Raw genomic sequence first — 19,072 nt, forward strand, 5'->3', positions numbered from 1 at the left:
TTAGCGCGTGGCAATCGTGTCGCGTCCCAAGGAGTCGTCCTGCGTGGGGGCAGAAGCTGGAAAAGAGTTCGGAGCGCAAAACCCCCTTTCGCAGGGGTTTGTGAACGAACGCGCGTCATCCAGATTGGCCGATATGGCGGATGTGGAACCGTATGATCCGCGCCAGGAATTGGGGGCGGCGGAACTGCGCATCCTTTACCGCGTCGAAGCCCTGGCGAAGCGAAGGAAGGACGCCAGGCCCGGGCTGTGGATCGCCGTCGTCATCTATGTGCTGTTTTCGGTATCGGACCTGCTGCTGATACCTGACGTGGCGGCCTATACGATCACAGCGCGCTTCGCTGTCGGATTGACCGCTCTGCTGACCCTGGAAACCCAGCTTCGCCGGGGCGTCGCCACGGAATGGCTTGATGTGACCTGTGCCGCGGCCATCATCTTTGGCTATATCGGTTGGCTGTGCCCGGCATCCCTGGGGGCGGACAAGGAAAGCGTCGCCTACTATATGGTTTTCGGCACCATTTTCATGATGAGTGCCAATCTTTTCTTCACATTCAGCTTCAAGGTGTCGATCATAACGTCGACAATCATCCTGTGCATTCTGTACGTGGTGAACTACTTTTTACCGGCGTCGCTGACATACAAGATGGTGTTCGGGACGTTCTACGTTTCATGCTTCACCTTCACCTCCTATGTGAACTGGAAGCTGAACGAGGAGCGCTACAACGTCTTCCTGAACGCGCTGGAAGCCAAGATCCAGCACAAGGAGGCCACCGAACGCGGCAAGGCGCTGCTCAGACTGTCGCGCACGGATCCGCTGACAGGCCTGGAAAACCGGCGCGCCATCGACGAGAAGCTGCGCGATTATTGGAGCGACTGGCAAAAGCTCGGCAGCAAGTTCGCGGCGATCCTCATCGACGTCGACTTCTTCAAGAAGTTCAACGACTGCTACGGCCACCAGGAAGGCGACCGCTGCCTGATCCATGTCGCCAATGCGCTGAGCGATCTGATCAAGAACTACAATGGCTCGATCGGGCGCTATGGCGGTGAGGAATTCATCGTCCTCGCCCGCATGGACAAGAAGGAACAGGTCACGGAGCTGGCGGAAGCCATTTGCCGCACGGTGGAGAGCCTGGCGATCACCCATGAGCTGCGGCGCGACGGGGTCTCGATCGTGACGGCGAGCGTGGGTGCCGCGTTCACCAGGACGCAGGCCGGCGCCAAGCTGGAGAAGATCATCCACGAGGCCGACCGCGCGCTCTATCTGGCCAAGGCCGGCGGTCGCAATTGCGTCCGGCTGTTCGACCCGACCGATCCGCAGAGCAGCGACGAGAGCGAGAACCTGGCGGCGCTTCTGAAGATCGCGATCGCGCAGGGCCTGGTTTCACTCGTCTATCAGCCGATCCAGGATGTCGTTTCGGGCCGGGTCGAGGCGGTGGAGGCGCTGATGCGCCTTAAAATGCTGGACGGAACCCTGGTTCCCCCGAGCCTGTTCATTCCCGTCGCGGAACGCACCGGGGCGATCCTGGAACTCGGCCGCTGGGCGATCAGGACGGTCTGTACCGAGCTGCTGGCGGACGATCATGTGCGTGTCGTCAGCGTCAATGTCTCGCCGATCCAGCTCAAGACGCCTGGTTTCGCGGCGTCCGTCGCCACCATCCTGGGCGAGACCGGCGTGACCGGCAACAGGCTGGCCTTCGAAATCACCGAAGGCCTCGAGATGGAGATGCACTCGGACATTCTGCGCTGCATCAGCGACCTGAAGCTGTTGGGCATCAAGATCTGGCTCGATGATTTCGGCACCGGCTTTGCCGGCCTGTCGTGGCTGCGCCTGATCGATTTCGACACGGTCAAGATCGACCGCTCGTTCCTGCACGATTGCGGCACGCCGAAGGGCATGGCCATGCTGCAGGACATCATTGCGCTGGTCCGCAACCGCGGCCACCAGATCCTGGTCGAAGGCGTGGAAACCGACGAGCAGATCGCGCTCATGCGCGAGTTCGGCATCGACAGAATCCAGGGCTTTCGCGTCGGCCGTCCGGTTCCCGCCGCGAGTTACCAGGCAAAGCGGGGCGTCCAAAAACGTCCTTACCTGAGGTCCGCGTAACGACCTCGGGCGAACTCATCCCAGCAGATTGCGCGCCGTGCGCATGAAGATCCTCGAGCCGATCGGGATCAGATCGTCGGGAAAATCATAGTCCGGATTGTGCAGGGAAGGGTGGCGCTCGCCGGCACCGAGGAAGAACATCGCCGATCTGGCGCTGTGGCCGAACAGGCCGAAATCTTCCGAGGCGCGCATCGGCAGGGCTTCCTGCCCGTGCACGACGCCTTCCTCGTCGAGGGCGCGCTGCAGATGTTCCACCGCATCGGGCGCATTGACGCTGGCGACGAAGATTTCGTGGTAATCCCAGCGGGCGACAAGGCGATGCCGGCCGGCGATGTCCTTGACCAGGGCTTCGGCAGCGGCGCAGAGGTCCGCCATGCGCTCATCGCGGCGGGTGCGCAGCGTCGCCCAGACCTGCGCATGCGCGGGTGCGATGCCGAACACGGCTTCGCCCATTTCGGCGTGGGTGACGGTGACCATGGAGAAATCGTCGTCGGCGAAGGTGGCGCGGCCGAGCGCGGGCAGCGCCGGCATCAGCTCCGAGATCGCCGGCATGGGCGAGATGCCGGTCTCGGGCATGGAGGAATGCGCGGTCTTGCCCTCCAGCACGATGCGCATGCCGCGCGAGGCGCAGTTGACGACGCCGGGCTTGAGCCGCACCTCGCCGAACGGCACGCCGGGCAGATTGTGCAGCGAGAAGGCGAAGTCGGGCGCGATCTCGCCGTAGCGCGGATCGGCGACGACGCCGGCCGCGCCATTACCGGTTTCCTCCGCCGGCTGGAACATCAGCACGACCCGGCCGCTGGCCGGCCGCTCGCGGCCGAGCTGGCGGCCAAGCGCGGCCAGGATCGCGGTGTGGCCGTCATGGCCGCACATATGCGACTTGCCCGGCACTTGCGAGGCATGCGGCACGCCGGACAGTTCCTCGATCGGCAGCGCGTCGAGTTCGGAGCGGAACAGCACGGTCGGCCCGGCCTTGCCGCTGTCGTAGACCGCCGCCACGCCATGCCCGCCGAGGCCGGTCAGCACCTTGTCCGGCGCCGTGTCGGCGAGGAAGGAGACGACTTCTTGCGCCGTGTTCTCCTCCTCGTTCGAGATTTCCGGCTGCCGGTGCAGCTTGCGCCGCCACTCGGTGATCTCGATGATATCCCGGTTGGTCAGGGTCATGTTTTTGCGCCTCCGCTGCGTTGTTCGTGACATGCCAGTCACAAGGCGAGGACAATCGCATAGGGCGCCCCTCTCCGTCTCGGCTTCGCCGAGCCACCTTGCCGGGGCGAGCCACGGGTCTCGCCCGTCCTTCGGACCCCCCACTTTGTGGGGGCGAGGAACCCAAGCCTCCCAAAGCCGCGACTTCGGAGATTGGCGTTTCCTCGCCCCCACAAAGTGGGGGAGAGGTGGCCGCGAAGCGGACGGAGAGGGGGCTGGCGCTGCCATATGCGATTGCACTGCCCTTTGGCCGGAGAGGTTTCACGCGCAAGATGGCGCGGTCAAGGCCCTTGTTTGTCATCGCCCGCAGCGGCGGATTGCCTATTGATTGATTTCGGGCTCGACCAGCTTTGCCAGGTTCCGCAGCGATTCCTGCCAACCGAGATAGCAGGCCTCGACCGGGATGACGTCGGGAATGCCGGCCTGGGTGATGTCGATTTCGGTGCCGACCGAGACTTTTTTCAAGATGACCGTCACCTGGATCTCGCCGGGCAAATTGGGGTCGTCGAACCTGTCGGTGTAGCGCAGGCGTTCGCCCGGAACGAGTTCGAGATACTCGCCGCCGAAGGCATGGCTGCCGCCGGTGGTGAAGTTGCGGAAGGACATTTTGAACGTGCCGCCGACCTTGGCCTCGAACTGATGGACGGTGCAGGTGAAGCCGTTCGGCGGCAGCCACTTGGCCAGCGCGTCGGCTTCGATGAAGGCGCGATAGACCTTTTGCGGGCTGGTGGTGAGAACACGGTGCAAACGTACGGTTCCGGGCATATCCTGTCCTTTCATGATGCTTGTTCGATGTCCCAAGGACGAACGGGGTCTGGCCAGTCCGACACAGGCGCCTAGATTTTTTTGGGCGCCATGCACTGGCGTAGGCCAATTCAGGTCGATCTGGGACTCGATTTTGCGGCGGCTGGACCAATCGTCGCAAATGACGAACCGGATAGCCATTATAAGGCGATTGTTTATAACGGTCGCTCAGATTGCCATATCCAAGGGGAGACGATGCGCTACATACGTCCGCTTTCAATCGAAGATGCCGTTGGCCAATTGGCCGGATCGGCTGGCACGGCGGCCATCCTGGCCGGAGGCAGCGACCTGCTGGTTAGGATGAAGGGCGGCTTTGTCGAGCCCGACCTGATCGTCGACATCAAGTCGATCGCCGGCTTGAGTGAAATCCGCGAAACCGCCGATGGCTTCAGCATCGGGGCGGCCGTCCCCTGCGCCGTGCTGGGCGAGAACGCCGCCTTGAAGAAGGCCTGGCCCGGTGTCGTCGAGGCGGCGAAGCTGATCGGCTCGAAGCAGGTGCAGGGCCGTTGTACGATAACCGGCAATCTCTGCAACGCCTCGCCGGCGGCGGACAGCGTGCCGGCATTGGTGGCGGCTGGCGCCAGGGCGGTGATTGCCGGGCCGACTGGCAAGCGCACCATCGCCGTGGAGGCCGTGCCGGTCGGGCCGGGCAAGACGTCGCTCGCCAAGGGCGAGATCATCGAGGCGATCCTGCTCGACAGCCAGGCGCCGCGTTCGGGCGACGCCTATCTCAGGTTCATTCCACGCACCGAGATGGACATCGCCGTGGTCAGCGCCGGGGTGAATTTGACGATCGACGAACACGGCGTTGTCACGGCGGCCCGTATCGCGCTGGGCGCGGCGGCACCGACGGTGCTGCTGGTCGAGGAGGCCGCCGAGGCGCTTATCGGCAGGAAGCTCGACGAAGCCGCCCTCGAGCGGCTGGCCAAAGTCTGCGCCGGCGCCTGCCGCCCCATCGACGACAAGCGCGGCACCATCGAGTTCAGACGGAAAGTTGCGGGTGTGCTGGCCAAGCGGGCCGCAACGACCGCCTACGCACGTGCAGGAGGCAAATGATGGCTGGTATTGCAGTCTCGACGACAATCAACGGCGACATAACAGAATACCTTTGCCAGCCTGACGAGACGCTGCTCGACGTGCTGCGCGACCGGCTCGGGCTGACCGGCGCCAAGGAAGGCTGCGGCACCGGCGACTGCGGCGCCTGCTCGATCATCCTCGACAACCGGCTGGTCTGCTCCTGCCTGGTGCTCGGCGCCGAGGCCGAAGGCCGCCGCATCGAGACCGTCGAAGGCATGGCGCATGGCGACCAGCTGCATACGCTGCAGCAGAAATTCCTCGAGCATGCGGCCCTGCAATGCGGCATCTGCACGCCGGGTTTTTTGATCGCCGCCAAGGATTTGCTGGCGAAAAACCCCGACCCGAGCGAGGAGGAAATCCGCTTTGGTCTCGCCGGGAACCTCTGCCGCTGCACCGGCTATGACAAGATCGTGCGCGCCGTCCAGGACGCGGCACATGTGATGAAGGGAGCCTGAAGATGAATTTCGATCCGCGTTTTTCCGGGCGTAAATTCGCATCCGTCGGCACACGCCCCATCCGCCCCGACGGCGTCGACAAGGTGACGGGCCGCGCCCGCTACGGCGCCGACTTCAACATGGCCGGCCAGCTGGTCGGCCGCGTGCTGCGCAGCCCGCATGCGCACGCGATCATCAGGAAGATCGACACGTCGAAAGCGGAAAAGCTTGCGGGCGTGAAGGCGGTGATCACGGCTGCTGATCTGCCCGACCTCACCGATGGCGATGCCGCCATGTACGACATCCTCGACAATTGCATGGCGCGCACAAAGGCGCTCTATGACGGCCATGCAGTGGCCGCGGTCGCGGCGATCGATGCCCGCACGGCCAGGCAGGCGCTGAAGCTGATCGAGGTGGACTACGAGATCCTGCCGCATGTCACCGATGTCGACGAGGCGATGCAGCACCACGCCCCGCTGATCAACGACACGATCTTCACCGAAGGGCTCGAGGAAAAGCCGGTAAAACCCTCCAACGTCACCAAGCGCAGCCAGTTCGGCCATGGCGATGTCCATCAGGGCTTTGGCCACGCCGACTTCATCGTCGAGCGCTCCTTCAAGACCGAGCAGACGCACCAGGGCTATATCGAGCCGCATGCCTGCGTGGCGAGCGTCTCGTCCGACGGCACCGCCGACCTGTGGGTCTGCACGCAGGGCCATTTCGTCTATCGCCAGCACTGCGCCCAGTTGCTCGGCATGGAAGCCTCGAAGCTGCGCGTCACCTCGTCGGAGATCGGCGGCGGCTTCGGCGGCAAGACCCATGTCTGGGCCGAGCCGGTGGCGCTTGCTCTGTCACGGAAAGCCGGACGCCCGGTCAAGCTGGTGATGACCCGCGACGAGGTGTTCCGCGCCTCGGGCCCGACCAGCGCGACCTCGATCGACGTCAAGATCGGCGCCCGCAAGGACGGCACCATCACCGCGGCGGAAGCGACGCTGCGCTACAGCGCCGGCCCCTATGCCGGCTCCTGGGCCGAGATCGGCGCGATGACGGCGTTTGCCTGCTACAAGCTCGATAACGTCAAGACGGTGGGCTACGAAGTGCTGGTCAACCGGCCCAAGACCGCGGCCTATCGCGCGCCGTCGGCACCGATGGCGGCCTTCGCGGTGGAAAGCGCCGTCGACGAGCTCGCCAAGGAGCTCAGCATGGACCCGGTCGACTTCCGCATCAAGAACGCCGCCCAGGAAGGCACACGCTCGTCGTATGGCCCGGTCTATGGCCCGATCGGCATCGGGCCGACGCTGGAGGCGGTGAAGAACCATGCGCACATGAAGGCGCCGCTGGCCAAGAACCAGGGCAGGGGCATGGCCTGCGGCTTCTGGTTCAACTTCGGCGGCCAGACCTGCGTGGACCTCAACATCGGCATGGACGGCTCGGTGTCGCTGGCCGTCGGCACGGTGGACGTCGGCGGTTCCCGCGCCTCGCTGTCGCTGGTGGCGGCGGAGGAGCTTGGCATCGATTATTCGCAGCTCAAGGCGATCGTCGCCGACACCTCCTCGCTCGGCTACAACGACATGACCGACGGCAGCCGTGGCACCTTCTCCTCCTCCATGGCGACCATCTCGGCCGCCCGCAACGCGATCAAGATCCTGCGCGAGCGCGCCGCGCAGATGTGGGACATTTCCGTAGACGACGTGGTCTGGGAACAGGGCCACGCGGTCGCCAAGGGCGAGAAGCACGGCAATCTCGGCAAACTGTCGCTGAAGGAGATCGCCGCCGAATCCGGCAAGACCGGCGGGCCGATCGCCGGCCACAGCGAGCTCGTCGCCGACGGCGCCGGCGTCTCCTTCGCCACCCATATATGCGACATCGAGGTCGACCCCGAGACCGGCTCGACCAGGGTGATCCGCTACACGGTGGTGCAGGATGCCGGCAAGGCGGTGCACCCGACCTATGTCGAGGGCCAGTACCAGGGCGGTGCGGCGCAAGGCATCGGCTGGGCGCTCAACGAGGAGTATATTTACGGCAAGGACGGAAGGCTGCAGAACGCCGGCTTCCTCGACTACCGCATCCCGGTCTGCTCCGACCTGCCGATGATCGACACGCAGATCCTGGAAATCCCCAACCCCAACCACCCCTATGGCGTGCGCGGCGTCGGCGAGACCTCGATCGTGCCGCCGCTGGCGGCGATCGCCAACGCGGTGTCGAACGCCGCCGGCGTGCGCATGACCCACATTCCGATGTCGCCGCCGCGCATCCTGGCGGCCATCGAGGCGGAACGGGGAGGCTGACGGGGCGAAAGTTAGGGATAAGGTGTGTTGAGATTCAGGTCAGGCCGAGCCGAAAGTGGCGGGTTCCGAGAACCGGAGCGGAGCGTACTTGAAGTACGTGAGCACCGGCCTTCGCCGGCCGTAGCCTTGACTGCGCGGCGAGGTACGAGTGCTTCGGCCGGCGAAGGCCGGAAGCGCAGGAACCTGCCATTTGCAGGCCGGCCTCACCTGAATATCAGCACACCGTAGCGCCGATGGTCGAAGTCACCCTTTGGGGCGCGCTCGGCCAGCTCGCCGGTGGCAAGAGCAAGGTCGAGGTCGAGGCCAAGGACATCAGGGAGCTGTTCAGGAAACTGGCTGAACAGTATCCCGGCTTCGAGCCATGGATCGATCGCGGGATTGCGGTTGCGATCGACGGGGTGATTTATCGGGATACGTGGAGCAAGGAGCTGCCGCCGGGGGCGGAGATTTTTCTGCTGCCGCGGCTGGCTGGGGGGTAGGTGTGGGCGCCGCCCTGCCATCGCTTGGCACCAGGGTCTCGAACGTCTTGGCAGGGCCGGCGCCCTATGCATCGAAGCTCATCGAAACGATGGAGGCGTCAGACTGGCAGCCCCAGCTGTTTTCTCAGGCTCTTGTCGAAGGCGGACGCGGGGACGAAACGGCGTAGGAAACTGACCTGGCGCGCCATTTTCCCGGCCGCATAGCGTTTCTTCGGAGCGGGATCGGTCGCAGCGGCCAAAACAGTCTTCGCTACCACTTCAGGCGCATCGCCTTTTTCCATCGACTTCCGCACTGATGCAGTCATGCCGGCGCGCGCGGAGTCATAGATTTCGAGCGACTGATCGGGGGCGGCGAGATTGTCCTCGAATGACGTACGGGTATAGGCGGGCTCCACCAACGAAACGCGAATGTCGAACGGGCGCAATTCGTGATCGAGCGATTCGGAATAACCCTCAATGGCATGTTTGGTCGCCGAGTAAAGCGCGAAATAGGGGGCGGGGATAAACCCCTGTACCGAGCTCAAATTAACGATTCTGCCCTTCCCTTGGCGTCGCATTGCCGGCAACACCGCGTTGGTCACGCGAAGGACGCCGAAGACGTTGACGTCGAACAGCGCCTGGGCCTGGGCGGTCGAGGACTCCTCCGCGCCGCCAAACAGACCCATGCCGGCATTGTTGACAAGCAGGTCGATGCGTCCGGCTTTGGCCAAAACGTCATCGACCATTTTCGCAACGGACGCGTCGTCGGTCACGTCGCAGGTCAGCATGGTAACGCCGTCGGATTGTTTGGAGGCCGTGCGACGGCTGGTTCCGAATACGTGAAAGCCCGCGTTCCGTAGGGTGTTGGCGGTTGCGCGCCCGATGCCGGAGGACGCCCCTGTGACCAAGGCGACACCAGGATTGGTCTTGTTCATGGAAATCATTTCCTTCTTTGCGTTGGATCGGAGTGGGAGAAAGAGTGAAAAGTCGGAGCAAAGGGCGTCAGTCCTGACTGCCTCTGGCACTCGCGTCGGGCTGGTGGTTCCAGCGCTTGAACAAGGCAGTGGCATTCACGCCGCCAAAGCCGAAGCCATTGGAGATGGCGTACTCCATCTCCATTGGCCGGGGCTCGTTTGCGACGAAGTCGATGCCATCGGCGGCCGGATCGGGAGCGCTCAGGTTGAGTGTCGGTGGTGCCACCTGGTCCCGGATCGCCAGGATCGAGAAAATGGCACCAAGCCCGCCGGCCGCGCCAAGCAGGTGCCCGGTCGCGGATTTCGTTGCGCTGACCGCTATCGCGAAATCGCGCCCGAATACGCTCTTGATCGCTTCGATTTCACCCAGGTCACCGACTGGCGTGGACGTCGCATGCGCATTGAGATGACGAACCTCGCGCGCCGAAATCCCTGCTTGCGCGATTGCGATCTCCATGGCCCGGCGCGCACCGCCGCCGTCCTCGGGACCAGAGGTGACGTGGTGGGCATCCGCCGTCGTGCCGTAGCCGACGAGTTCGGCGAGCGGTTTTGCGCCGCGCGCCAGCGCATGGCTCAACGCCTCGATGACCAGCACGCCGGCTCCTTCGCCCATGACGAAGCCGTCCCGCGATATGTCGAAGGGACGCGAGGCTTGAGCCGGCGCCCAATTGAAGCCGGTTGAAAGAGAGCGTGCGGCAGCAAACCCACCGAGACTGACTATGTTCATGCATGCTTCCGTGCCCCCGCACACGGCAATATCAGCCTCGTCCGCGCGGATGAGACGGGCGGCGTCGCCGATCGCCTGGATGCCGGCCGCACACGCCGTCACCGGTGCGCCCAATGGACCTTTGAAGCCATGACGGATTGAGATCTGGCCGGCTGCGAGGTTCACCAGGAAGGACGGCACCGTAAAGGGCGACAGGCGGCGGGCGCCACGCAGGTCGACCGTGCGCACCGCCTCGGTGATGGCGGGGAAGCCGCCAACCCCCGAAGCGATGATCGTTGCCGTGCGCAGGCGATCCGTTTCCAAGGCAGGCTTCCATTTCGCCTGCGCAAGCGCCTCTTCCGCCGCCGCCAGCGCAAAGAGAATGAACCGATCTACCTTGCGCTGATCCTTCGCGGACAGGACGCCATCAGGATCGAAGCCAGCGTCGGGGTCTTCCTTCAAGGAGGGAACCACGCCGCCAATCTTCGCCGGCAGGTCTCCCACCACATCGTCCGGAAGCCTACGGACGCCCGAACGACCGGCCAGCAGGCGCGACCATGAGGCTTCGACATTGGCAGCTAGGGGCGTGACCGCTCCCATGCCTGTAACAACAATCCGTCGCATCTATTCTCCTATCACTTGGGTGCGCCGACAGCGCTGCCCACGCCGTTCAAGCGGCGACTGCTGCGCGAACCTGATCGGTCGCCGCATCCAGAAAAGCCTGCGCAAGATCGGGATCGTTGACGACGCGCGAGAGGAGGACCGCGCCGACCATTGTCGAGAGAATGGCCTTGGCCTTGCCGCCGGCCTCATCATTGTCGGCCCCGCCAACCCAACTGCCGAGCATTTCAAGGTATTCCCTGATCCCGGCCTCGAATGACGCCTTCACCTCGGCGCCCTGTCTGGCAGCATCCGAGCCGAGCGCAACGACCGGGCAGCCGTCCATCCTTTCTCCGCGATGGCCCATGCTGAGATAGAATGAGGTCACTGCGTCGACCGGATTCTCAGGGTTTGCCGCTGTTGCGGCCGACCATCGCTGGGTGGCGCTCTCCATCGCCCGCCTGGACGCCTGTGCTGCCAAGTCCTCCTTTGACGCGAATTGCTTGTAAAAGGCGCCCTGGGTCAGTCCTGCACCCTTCATCAGATCCTTGAGGCCGATGCCGTCAAAGCCGCGCTCGCGAAAAAGGCGGCTTGCCACATTGATGACGGTCTCGCGGTTTTCCGCGGCTTGAATTCGGCTCACGCGCATCATCGGTCTCCTTTTTTGATTGCGTTCGTAATCTATAATCGATATAGAAGTCGAACGCAATCTAATTTGAGATGAGGCGACGAGCGTGAAAAAGAGAACCGTTATCGTATTGGGATCGACCCTGACGGCGATGTCATGGGCGGCGGCATTCGCCACGTTTGCCACTCCCGCGCAGGAAGCCCCCTTGGTGACCGACCCAAGGCAGGAAGCGCCTTTCGTCAGACTTGTGTCAGCAGCGCCAGTGACCGGATCAGATCGCGGCTTCACCGGCGTCATCGCGGCGAGGGTGCAGAGCAATCTCGGCTTTCGGGTTCCCGGCAAGATCGTGGAACGGTTGGTAGACGTCGGTCAGGAGGTCAAAGCCGGTCAGCCGCTGATGCGAATTGACGATACCGATCTGCGCCTCGCGCTTTCGGCGAAACGCAATGCCGTTGCTGCTGCGCGTGCAACAGTCGTTCAGACACAGCCGGATGAACGGCGGTACGCCAGTTTGCTCGCCAGTGGGTGGGTTCCAAGGCAGCGCTACGAGCAGGCGAAGGCTGCGATGGATACCGCCCAAGCGCAACTTGCCGCCGCCGAAGCCGACGCACGGGTCGCCGAGAACGAGGTGGCCTATGCAGTCCTGTTGGCGGACGCGGATGGAACAGTGGTTGAAACGCTTGGCGAGCCGGGGCAGGTTGTCGCTGCCGGCCAGCCCGTGATCCGGACCGCCAAGGCCGGCCCGCGCGAAGCGGTTGTCGCGCTTCCCGAAACGATCCGGCCGGCGATAGGCTCGGTAGCCGAGGCCAGCGTGTATGGTGGCGATGAGCGTCGTTATTCGGCGCATCTACGGCAGCTGTCGGACTCCGCCGATGCCCAGACCCGCACGTATGAGGCGCGCTATGTGCTCGACGGCGAGGCTGCCGCGGCACCGCTTGGCGCGACGGTAACCATTCGGCTCGCAAGCCAGGTGAAACAGCTAGAGGTTCAGGTGCCACTGGGAGCCGTGCTTGATGACGGCCGGAAGACCGGCGTTTGGGTGTTGGACAGCGCTACCTCAACCGTACACTTTCAGCCCGTCCAGCTTGTTCGTGTTACCAGCGAAACCGCCGTGATCTCCGGATTGAACTCCAACGTTCCTATCGTGTCGCTCGGTGCCCACCTCCTGCAGGAAGGCGCTCGCGTCCGGACTGAGTCCGAAAGTGGGAGCAACTGATGAGCTTCAATCTTTCCGCGATCGCTGTTCGCGAACGCGCCGTCACCCTGTTCTTCATCCTTCTGCTGGTGGCTGCCGGCGCCTACGCCTTCCTGATGCTCGGCCGGGCGGAGGACCCTAGCTTCACCATCAAGACCATGACGGTCACGACGGCGTGGCCGGGCGCGACGGCGCGCGAGATGCAGGACCTGGTCGCCGAACCGTTGGAGAAGCGCCTTCAGGAGCTGACTTGGTACGACCGGGTGGAGACGACCACACGGCCAGGTTATGCGTATATGACGATCACGCTCAAGGACAGCACACCGTCATCAGCCGTGCAGGAGGAGTTCTACCAGGCTCGCAAGAAGCTCGGGGATGAAGCCCGCAACCTGCCGCCCGGCGTCTTCGGCCCCTTCGTGAACGATGAATATTCGGATGTGAGCTTCGCCCTTTATGCGCTGAAGGCCAAAGGCATGCCGATGCGGGAACTGGCGAGGCAGGCGGAGGTGATCCGCCAGGACCTCTTGCACGTGCCCGGCGTCAAGAAGATCAACATCCTTGGTGAACGTCCCGAACAGATATTTGTCGAGTTTTCCTACGCCAAGCTGGCAACCCTCGGCGTGTCGGCACAGGACATCGTCGCTGCCTTGCAGCGGCAGAACACCGTCACGCCCGCAGGCTCGATCGACACCCTGGGGCCGCGCCTCTTCATTCGGGTCGACGGCGCCTATGATAGCGTTCAGGCGATCGCCGACACGCCGATTGTCGCTGGGGGGCGGACGCTGAAGCTCTCCGACATCGCAGAGGTCAGCCGCGGCTATGAGGACCCTCCCACATACCTCATCCGGCGCCAGGGCGAGCCCACCATCATGCTTGCGGCGGTTATGCAGGAGGGCTGGGATGGTCGCGCGCTCGGCAAGGCCCTGGAGGACAAGACTGCCACGATCGCACAGACCCTGCCGCTTGGCATGACGTTGGACAAGGTGTCCGACCAGGCCGTGAACATCACCTCGGCGGTCGACGAATTCATGTTGAAGTTCGCAATGGCGCTCGGCGTCGTGCTGCTGATCAGCCTGCTCAGCATGGGCTGGCGCGTCGGCATCGTCGTAGCGGCTGCCGTCCCTCTGACGCTCGCCGTCGTGTTCCTCATCATGCTGGAAACAGGCCGGTTCTTCGATCGCATCACGCTCGGCGCCCTCATCCTGGCGCTTGGTCTTCTCGTGGACGACGCCATCATCGCCATCGAGGTGATGGTGGTGAAGATGGAAGAGGGCATGGACCGCATCAAGGCGGCGGCCTATGCATGGAGCCACACTGCGGCGCCGATGCTATCGGGAACCCTGGTGACGATTGCCGGATTCGTGCCGGTGGGTTTTGCGCGCTCGACGGCCGGCGAATACGCCGGCAACATCTTCTGGGTCGTGGGGTTCGCCCTCATCGTCTCATGGATCGTAGCGGTGGTCTTTACGCCCTATCTCGGCGTCAAGATGCTGCCCGCGATCAAACCGGTCGAAGGCGGTCACCACGCTATTTACGACACGCGTAACTATCGACGTTTGCGGCGGGCCATCACGTTTGCCGTGCGCCATAAGTTCGTGACCTGCGGTATCGTTGGCATCGCCTTCGCGCTTTCCGTCGTCGGTATGGCCGGCGTCAAACAGCAGTTCTTCCCGACATCCGACCGTCCCGAAGTGTTGGTGGAGGTTCGCCTGCCGGAAGGTGGTAGCATCGAGACAACGACCGCAGCGGTCGAGAAGCTCGAAAATTGGCTGGACAGACAGCCCGAGGCCAAGATCGTCACGAGCTATGTCGGTCAGGGCGCTCCGCGCTTCTTCTTCGCGATGGCCCCGGAACTGCCCGATCCCGCTTTCGCCAAGATCGTCGTGCTGACCCCGGACGCCGAGGCGCGTGAGGCGTTGAAGAACCGGCTCCGGGAGGCGGTGGCGCAGGGGCTTGCACCCGAGGCGTATGTCCGCGTTACGCAGCTTGTGTTCGGCCCCTACACGCCGTTCCCGGTCGAGTTCCGGGTCATGGGACCCGATTCCACTCAACTCTACAGCATTTCCGAAAAGGCCCTCGACATCATGCGGGGCGTCGCGGACGTGCGGCAGGCCAACCGCGACTGGGGCAATCGCACGCCCGTACTTCGGTTCGTCCCGGATCAAGATAGACTGAACCTCATTGGCCTCTCGCCGGCGGAGGTGGCACAGCAACTGCAATTCCTTCTCACTGGCATCCCCGTTACGCAGGTTCGCGAGGACATCCGCAATGTCCCCATCGTGGCACGCAGCGCCGGTGGCGAGCGGCTGGATCCGGCGCGTCTGGCGGACTTCTCACTCGTGAGCCGAGACGGCCGATCGATTCCGCTCGACCAGATAGGGCATTCGGAAATCCGTCAGGAAGAGCCAATCCTGAAGCGCCGCGACCGGACGCCCGTTGTCACGATCCGCGCAGACATCAATGAGGCGACCCAGCCTCCGGAGGTCTCCAAGCAGATCATGAAGGCCCTTCAGCCGCTGATTGCGTCCCTTCCGGTCGGCTATCGCATCGAAATGGGCGGATCGATCGAAGAGGCTGAAAAGGCCAACACCGCGCTGGGCAAGGTCTTCCCGGCTATGATAGCCGCCATGTTGATCGTCATCATGCTGCAGGTGCGATCCTTCTCAACGATGTTCATGGTCATGCTGACGGCACCGCTTGGCCTTGTCGGTGTCGTGCCGATGCTGCTTACCTTCCACCAGCCCTTCGGGTTCAACGCCATTCTGGGCATGATAGGACTGGCCGGCATCCTGATGCGCAACACGCTGATCTTGACCGAACAGATCAAGGAGAATCGTGCTGCCGGCATTGACGATTATCGCGCCGTCATCGAGGCGACGGTGCAACGCACGCGGCCCGTCATTTTGACCGCACTTGCCGCCGTGCTCGCTTTCATCCCTCTCACGCACTCCGTCTTCTGGGGATCAATGGCCTATACGCTGATCGGCGGCACGGCGGCCGGCACGGTGTTGATCCTGCTCTTCCTTCCCGCGCTTTACACTGCGTGGTTCCGGATCAAGCCGACTGCGGATGAGGTCCAGGAGGTTGCTACGGAGGAACCGGAACCGCGACTAGCATTGGCTGCCGAGTAGGCCAAGATATTGGCGGAGGCGGTTCAAATCCTAACCCGCTGGGTTGCCAAATGTTAGGTCTGGAGGATGGTCGCTAATGACTTGAATTGGCGCACCGGCGGCCGCCAGTGCGGTCGCCGTTAATGTCCGGAGATGAGGCGCAAGGCCGCCATTTAGGATCGGCCTGCGAAGGTCGGCCGCCCCTCGACCGTTTCACAACAAAAACGTCTGCCTCTCCCGCAACGTCGCCGCAATCGCCGCAATCCCCACCTCGATCTCGCGCTTGCCCGCCAACATCGCGTCCCCCGCGACACCTTCCAGCATCGAGCGCAGCAGCTCCGCCTGGCCGACGAGAACCGCATCCTTCTCCGCCAAAGCGGCAAGCGTGGCGGCTTCCTGGCGGTAGCGCTGGGTCATGCGGTCGTTTTCCGGCACTGGCTGGTGGCGGATCAGGCCTTCGAGCGCGCCGACCTCGCGGCCCAGGCGCTCGAGCGCCTGGGCGTTGGCGACGATCGTCGCGTCGGGGAAGGGGTTGGCCCGCGTCGGCGGCGGGATGTTCTCGCGGCCGTAGCGGGCCTCGGCGTCGTCGAGGCCCGCCCGGGCGCGGCCGAGCAGCGAGCAGGCCATCTGGCGCCGGTCGCCGGCGCGCAGCCGATGCCGTAGGCCTTAAGGAAATCGGTGAACCTCACCGCCTTCCCGCCGCCACTACGTCAAAAACAGATTCCTGTACCCGTGAATGTCCTGAAGGCGGTTTGCGATCATCTTGCCCACGGCCTGCGGGCTGTGCATTGCAGCCATATACGAGCGGGCACGCTCTCCGATGGCGGTAATCAGGTCGCTTTGCTCGGCCAGCAATGTCATCACCCGGGCGGCTTCGGTGATGTCGGGATCGGCCCATTTCTGGCCCGGGATGAAATACGGATATTGTTCGGGTTCCACGCCGATCAGCCGGTAGGGAATCGGAAATCCCGTCTGCGGGCTGACGAAGTCCTTGCTTCCCGAATAGTCCGTCGCGATCACCGCCTTGCCCATGGCCATGGCCTCGGCGATGCCCAATCCGAAGCCTTCCGCGCGATGCAACGAGACGAAGACATCGCACGATGCCGTCAGGCTGTATGTTTCGGATCGAGTGAGAACCTCGTCGATCAGGATGACCCGGCTGTCCGCCCGTGCCAGGCCGCGGATTGAATTCAGGATCGCCGTTTTTTGCGGGCTGGTTCCCATTGTCTTGATGACGAGGGATACCTCACGGCTGGAGTCCTGCCCGAAGGCGTGCAGGTATGCCTGCAGCACGGCGTCCGGGTTCTTCCTGTCCGGGTAGGACGAAAAGTCGAACGCAAAGAGGAATGCGGTCGAGGCGGCGGGAATGTGAAACCGCTCGCGGTTCGGGGCGATGTCGGGCGGGATGGATATGGCGACCGGAATATGCGTGACGGGGCGATCCGTCCCTGCCACGAACGCGTCGCGGACAAAGGTGGTGGGGGCCCAGATTTCGTCCACCTGCTGCAAGGCATCCAGCCACTGCGGGTTGATGTTGGGCAATTCCCAGAACGGGCGAACGACATTGTACCGGTTGGGAAGGATGTCGTTGCCTATGCCCTGGATGGTCGTTCCCAGCATGTCGGCGTTGACGCAGAAGACGTTCACCGTCTTCGACGGCCGCCCGGTGACGCGAGGCGCCAGCGTGCGATCCCTGTATGACGAGGTCACCTGCCGATTGAAGTCCGTGACATCGTAGTCGATGCTGGCGCTTTCGATCGAGCTTGCCAACAGGCGCATGCCTTCGCCAACGCCGGTCTCTGAAAAGGGATAACCGATCAAGGACAGGCCGGGCACAAGCGTGGCCTTTGTCGTCGCGTCGAAATTGGTGGGCCAGCCGCGCCGCAGCAGAGCGTCGAGAACCTGCCTGCGCCTGGCCGCCGGCACCTTTCTGTAGAGCCACCGGATATGCGGCTCGGCCCTCAGCAGGGCGCGATAGATGCCCCGCGCGACACGACGCGTGGTGATCCATACCGCTTTGCCTGAGGCCGCGCCATCCGGGGTGGTGATGGATGCGCCGAGCCGGTCAATTCTCCCGGCAACAGTGTCGATGAACCGCGCCGGAATTCCTGCCGACGCGGCACCGCCGGTGACATACCAGTCGGCGAAGTTGACCTGCGCCTGGACTTCCCTGAGCGGGAAGTGGAACTGCAGATCCGGCCGCGCCGCCCAAAGTGTGCGCGCGAGTTCCGTGACCACGCCACCGGGATTTGGATCGACATCGGCCGGACGATCGAGATAGTCGGGCATGATGGCGAAGGGGTCACCTTCGATCGGCTCGAGCTTCTCGCGAAACAGCACGCGCGCCAAGATCGGAATTGCGGTTCCGTCGGCGAATGCCCCGAAGCCGTAAGGTATCGAAGAAAATCTGCCGGCGCCGTGATCTTCCAGTTGCTGGTGATAGTCCGCCAGCAATGTCGCCAATTCCCTGGTGGAATTCGGCTTCCAGCGCTGCTGATGTTTGGAGAGGACATTTCGATCGCTGGGCATGATGCCGCTGAAGTGAAAGAACGCCAGCGGCGAACCGTTGACGTCGTAGTCGTCGCCCTTCTTCGTGATGGTGCGCGAATCCAGGTTCCAGTACGCCACGTTGTAGGCCGGATCGCGCAGGATGTGCGTGCCGGGGCAATAGGCCGGCCACAGGTCCATGAATTTCTGATCGACGAAGATCCCGTCGGATATCCGGGTCCAGACACATTCCTTTTGCAGGCGTGTCTCCCACCATTCCAGCAGGGCCAGCGTCTCCTTCGTCTTTGCCAGGGCCAGAAATCCCAGATTGTAGACGCCGGCGCGCATGAAGGTCAGGTCGTTGGGACTTTCGGCATGAAGGTTTGGTTCGAGCGCATGCGGCGTCAGTATCGAGGACGCTCTGGCGTCGAACGCCGCCAGCAGCTCGTCGAAGCGGCGATAGGCGAAGATGTCGGGATCGAGGTAGATGACACGGTCGAAACCTTCGGCGAACAGTCGACGAAACATGGTCGGCTTGATCGCCGTGTTCAGTTCCATGACATCGTAGCGAAAGCTCAAGGCACGGCGATCCGGAAGGTCGAGATCGTCGAAAAAAACATGATCGTCGAACTCGGGAAACATGTCTTTTCCCAGGTCAGCGCGAGGCGTGTCGCAGATCGCGATCACGCATGAAAAGTCAGGATGATGGCGGGCGAAGGAGGATGCCACGGTCCGGGAATAGTGGAGGTAGTTCCACGACGAAATCGTAAAAAACGCATTCCTCATAAGTGGCCCGAATCTTCCCTCGCCGGCACATTAGAAATATCGCATAGCGCATGCGATGAACCCCCACAATTCAAACGCAAGGCGACAGGCGTGGCAAATGAGCCGGCATCGACAGCAGGCACCAAGACCGGGGACGGCGCGCATCAAATAAGCCTGGCCAGGTACTCGGTGAAAGGGGAAGTCTCGCCGCGGATCGACGGTCGCGATGCAAAATCCGAACT

14 protein-coding genes are annotated in these 19,072 nt (G+C 63.3%); 7 read left to right on the forward strand and 7 right to left on the reverse strand.

From position 1 onward, the window contains the following. Window positions 1-133: 133 nt before the first annotated feature. Window positions 134-2,101 carry a putative bifunctional diguanylate cyclase/phosphodiesterase gene (locus CKW40_RS13555; RefSeq protein ID WP_179297952.1) on the forward strand — a complete coding sequence of 656 codons (1,968 nt, stop codon included), beginning with the start codon at window positions 134-136 and terminating at the stop codon, window positions 2,099-2,101. Window positions 2,102-2,116: 15 nt separating this feature from the next. On the opposite strand, the gene CKW40_RS13560 is transcribed toward CKW40_RS13555, so the two are convergent. Both CKW40_RS13560 and CKW40_RS13565 read right to left on the reverse strand, forming a co-directional pair. Further along, a complete protein-coding gene (locus tag CKW40_RS13560) occupies window positions 2,117-3,265 on the reverse strand; it encodes an amidohydrolase (RefSeq protein ID WP_095200418.1) in 1,149 nt (382 codons plus the stop codon). Between the two features lie 360 nt (window positions 3,266-3,625). Next, complete coding sequence (locus CKW40_RS13565) at window positions 3,626-4,069, reverse strand: SRPBCC family protein (RefSeq protein WP_095200689.1); 444 nt, start codon at window positions 4,067-4,069, stop codon at window positions 3,626-3,628. 234 nt (window positions 4,070-4,303) lie between these two features. On the opposite strand from CKW40_RS13565, the gene CKW40_RS13570 reads away from it, so the two are divergent. The 4 genes from CKW40_RS13570 to CKW40_RS13585 all read left to right on the forward strand — a co-directional run bounded on the left by CKW40_RS13570 (window position 4,304) and on the right by CKW40_RS13585 (window position 8,386). Next, window positions 4,304-5,164: an FAD binding domain-containing protein gene (locus CKW40_RS13570; protein ID WP_095200419.1), complete on the forward strand. Its 861-nt coding sequence runs from the start codon at window positions 4,304-4,306 to the stop codon at window positions 5,162-5,164. Next, the gene (locus CKW40_RS13575) at window positions 5,164-5,640 is read left to right on the forward strand and encodes a (2Fe-2S)-binding protein (protein ID WP_095200690.1); all 477 of its coding nucleotides are present in this window, start codon (window positions 5,164-5,166) and stop codon (window positions 5,638-5,640) included. Before CKW40_RS13570 ends, CKW40_RS13575 begins: the two co-directional genes overlap by 1 nt. Window positions 5,641-5,642: 2 nt before the next feature. Then, window positions 5,643-7,907 (forward strand): xanthine dehydrogenase family protein molybdopterin-binding subunit, encoded by a 2,265-nt coding sequence (locus CKW40_RS13580; RefSeq protein ID WP_095200420.1) that lies wholly within the window; start codon window positions 5,643-5,645, stop codon window positions 7,905-7,907. Between the two features lie 233 nt (window positions 7,908-8,140). Further along, window positions 8,141-8,386 carry a MoaD/ThiS family protein gene (locus CKW40_RS13585; RefSeq protein WP_095200421.1) on the forward strand — a complete coding sequence of 82 codons (246 nt, stop codon included), beginning with the start codon at window positions 8,141-8,143 and terminating at the stop codon, window positions 8,384-8,386. A gap of 98 nt (window positions 8,387-8,484) precedes the next feature. Here CKW40_RS13585 and CKW40_RS13590 read toward each other — a convergent pair whose 3' ends face one another. The 3 genes from CKW40_RS13590 to CKW40_RS13600 all read right to left on the reverse strand — a co-directional run bounded on the left by CKW40_RS13590 (window position 8,485) and on the right by CKW40_RS13600 (window position 11,294). Beyond that, window positions 8,485-9,300 (reverse strand): oxidoreductase, encoded by an 816-nt coding sequence (locus CKW40_RS13590; protein ID WP_095200422.1) that lies wholly within the window; start codon window positions 9,298-9,300, stop codon window positions 8,485-8,487. 67 nt (window positions 9,301-9,367) lie between these two features. Continuing rightward, window positions 9,368-10,669, reverse strand: a complete 1,302-nt coding sequence (fabF, locus tag CKW40_RS13595; RefSeq protein WP_095200423.1) for a beta-ketoacyl-ACP synthase II — start codon at window positions 10,667-10,669, stop codon at window positions 9,368-9,370. Between the two features lie 46 nt (window positions 10,670-10,715). Then, complete coding sequence (locus tag CKW40_RS13600) at window positions 10,716-11,294, reverse strand: TetR/AcrR family transcriptional regulator (protein ID WP_095200691.1); 579 nt, start codon at window positions 11,292-11,294, stop codon at window positions 10,716-10,718. A gap of 130 nt (window positions 11,295-11,424) precedes the next feature. On the opposite strand from CKW40_RS13600, the gene CKW40_RS13605 reads away from it, so the two are divergent. Both CKW40_RS13605 and CKW40_RS13610 read left to right on the forward strand, forming a co-directional pair. Continuing rightward, the gene (locus CKW40_RS13605; RefSeq protein ID WP_095200692.1) at window positions 11,425-12,489 is read left to right on the forward strand and encodes an efflux RND transporter periplasmic adaptor subunit; all 1,065 of its coding nucleotides are present in this window, start codon (window positions 11,425-11,427) and stop codon (window positions 12,487-12,489) included. After that, window positions 12,489-15,599 carry an efflux RND transporter permease subunit gene (locus CKW40_RS13610; protein ID WP_095200424.1) on the forward strand — a complete coding sequence of 1,037 codons (3,111 nt, stop codon included), beginning with the start codon at window positions 12,489-12,491 and terminating at the stop codon, window positions 15,597-15,599. The genes CKW40_RS13605 and CKW40_RS13610 overlap by 1 nt, the downstream gene beginning before the upstream one ends. A gap of 192 nt (window positions 15,600-15,791) precedes the next feature. Here CKW40_RS13610 and CKW40_RS13615 read toward each other — a convergent pair whose 3' ends face one another. Both CKW40_RS13615 and CKW40_RS13620 read right to left on the reverse strand, forming a co-directional pair. Further along, window positions 15,792-16,205, reverse strand: a complete 414-nt coding sequence (locus CKW40_RS13615; protein WP_095200425.1) for a hypothetical protein — start codon at window positions 16,203-16,205, stop codon at window positions 15,792-15,794. 78 nt (window positions 16,206-16,283) lie between these two features. Further along, on the reverse strand, window positions 16,284-18,707 hold the full coding sequence (locus tag CKW40_RS13620) for a glycosyltransferase family 4 protein (RefSeq protein WP_179297954.1): 2,424 nt from the start codon (window positions 18,705-18,707) through the stop codon (window positions 16,284-16,286). Window positions 18,708-19,072: the final 365 nt, after the last annotated feature.

Source organism: Mesorhizobium carmichaelinearum (genome assembly GCF_900199455.1).
Classification (GTDB): Bacteria; Pseudomonadota; Alphaproteobacteria; order Rhizobiales; family Rhizobiaceae; genus Mesorhizobium; species Mesorhizobium carmichaelinearum.

Excerpts from the sequence above, each read along its gene's own strand:
- CKW40_RS13555 (WP_179297952.1), top strand. The coding sequence starts at position 134 with ATGGCGGATGTGGAACCGTATGATCCGCGCCAGGAATTGGGGGCGGCG.
- CKW40_RS13560 (WP_095200418.1), bottom strand. The coding sequence starts at position 3,265 with ATGACCCTGACCAACCGGGATATCATCGAGATCACCGAGTGGCGGCGC.
- CKW40_RS13565 (WP_095200689.1), bottom strand. The coding sequence starts at position 4,069 with ATGCCCGGAACCGTACGTTTGCACCGTGTTCTCACCACCAGCCCGCAA.
- CKW40_RS13570 (WP_095200419.1), top strand. The coding sequence starts at position 4,304 with ATGCGCTACATACGTCCGCTTTCAATCGAAGATGCCGTTGGCCAATTG.
- CKW40_RS13575 (WP_095200690.1), top strand. The coding sequence starts at position 5,164 with ATGGCTGGTATTGCAGTCTCGACGACAATCAACGGCGACATAACAGAA.
- CKW40_RS13580 (WP_095200420.1), top strand. The coding sequence starts at position 5,643 with ATGAATTTCGATCCGCGTTTTTCCGGGCGTAAATTCGCATCCGTCGGC.
- CKW40_RS13585 (WP_095200421.1), top strand. The coding sequence starts at position 8,141 with ATGGTCGAAGTCACCCTTTGGGGCGCGCTCGGCCAGCTCGCCGGTGGC.
- CKW40_RS13590 (WP_095200422.1), bottom strand. The coding sequence starts at position 9,300 with ATGAACAAGACCAATCCTGGTGTCGCCTTGGTCACAGGGGCGTCCTCC.
- fabF (WP_095200423.1), bottom strand. The coding sequence starts at position 10,669 with ATGCGACGGATTGTTGTTACAGGCATGGGAGCGGTCACGCCCCTAGCT.
- CKW40_RS13600 (WP_095200691.1), bottom strand. The coding sequence starts at position 11,294 with ATGCGCGTGAGCCGAATTCAAGCCGCGGAAAACCGCGAGACCGTCATC.
- CKW40_RS13605 (WP_095200692.1), top strand. The coding sequence starts at position 11,425 with ATGTCATGGGCGGCGGCATTCGCCACGTTTGCCACTCCCGCGCAGGAA.
- CKW40_RS13610 (WP_095200424.1), top strand. The coding sequence starts at position 12,489 with ATGAGCTTCAATCTTTCCGCGATCGCTGTTCGCGAACGCGCCGTCACC.
- CKW40_RS13615 (WP_095200425.1), bottom strand. The coding sequence starts at position 16,205 with ATGGCCTGCTCGCTGCTCGGCCGCGCCCGGGCGGGCCTCGACGACGCC.
- CKW40_RS13620 (WP_179297954.1), bottom strand. The coding sequence starts at position 18,707 with ATGTTTCCCGAGTTCGACGATCATGTTTTTTTCGACGATCTCGACCTT.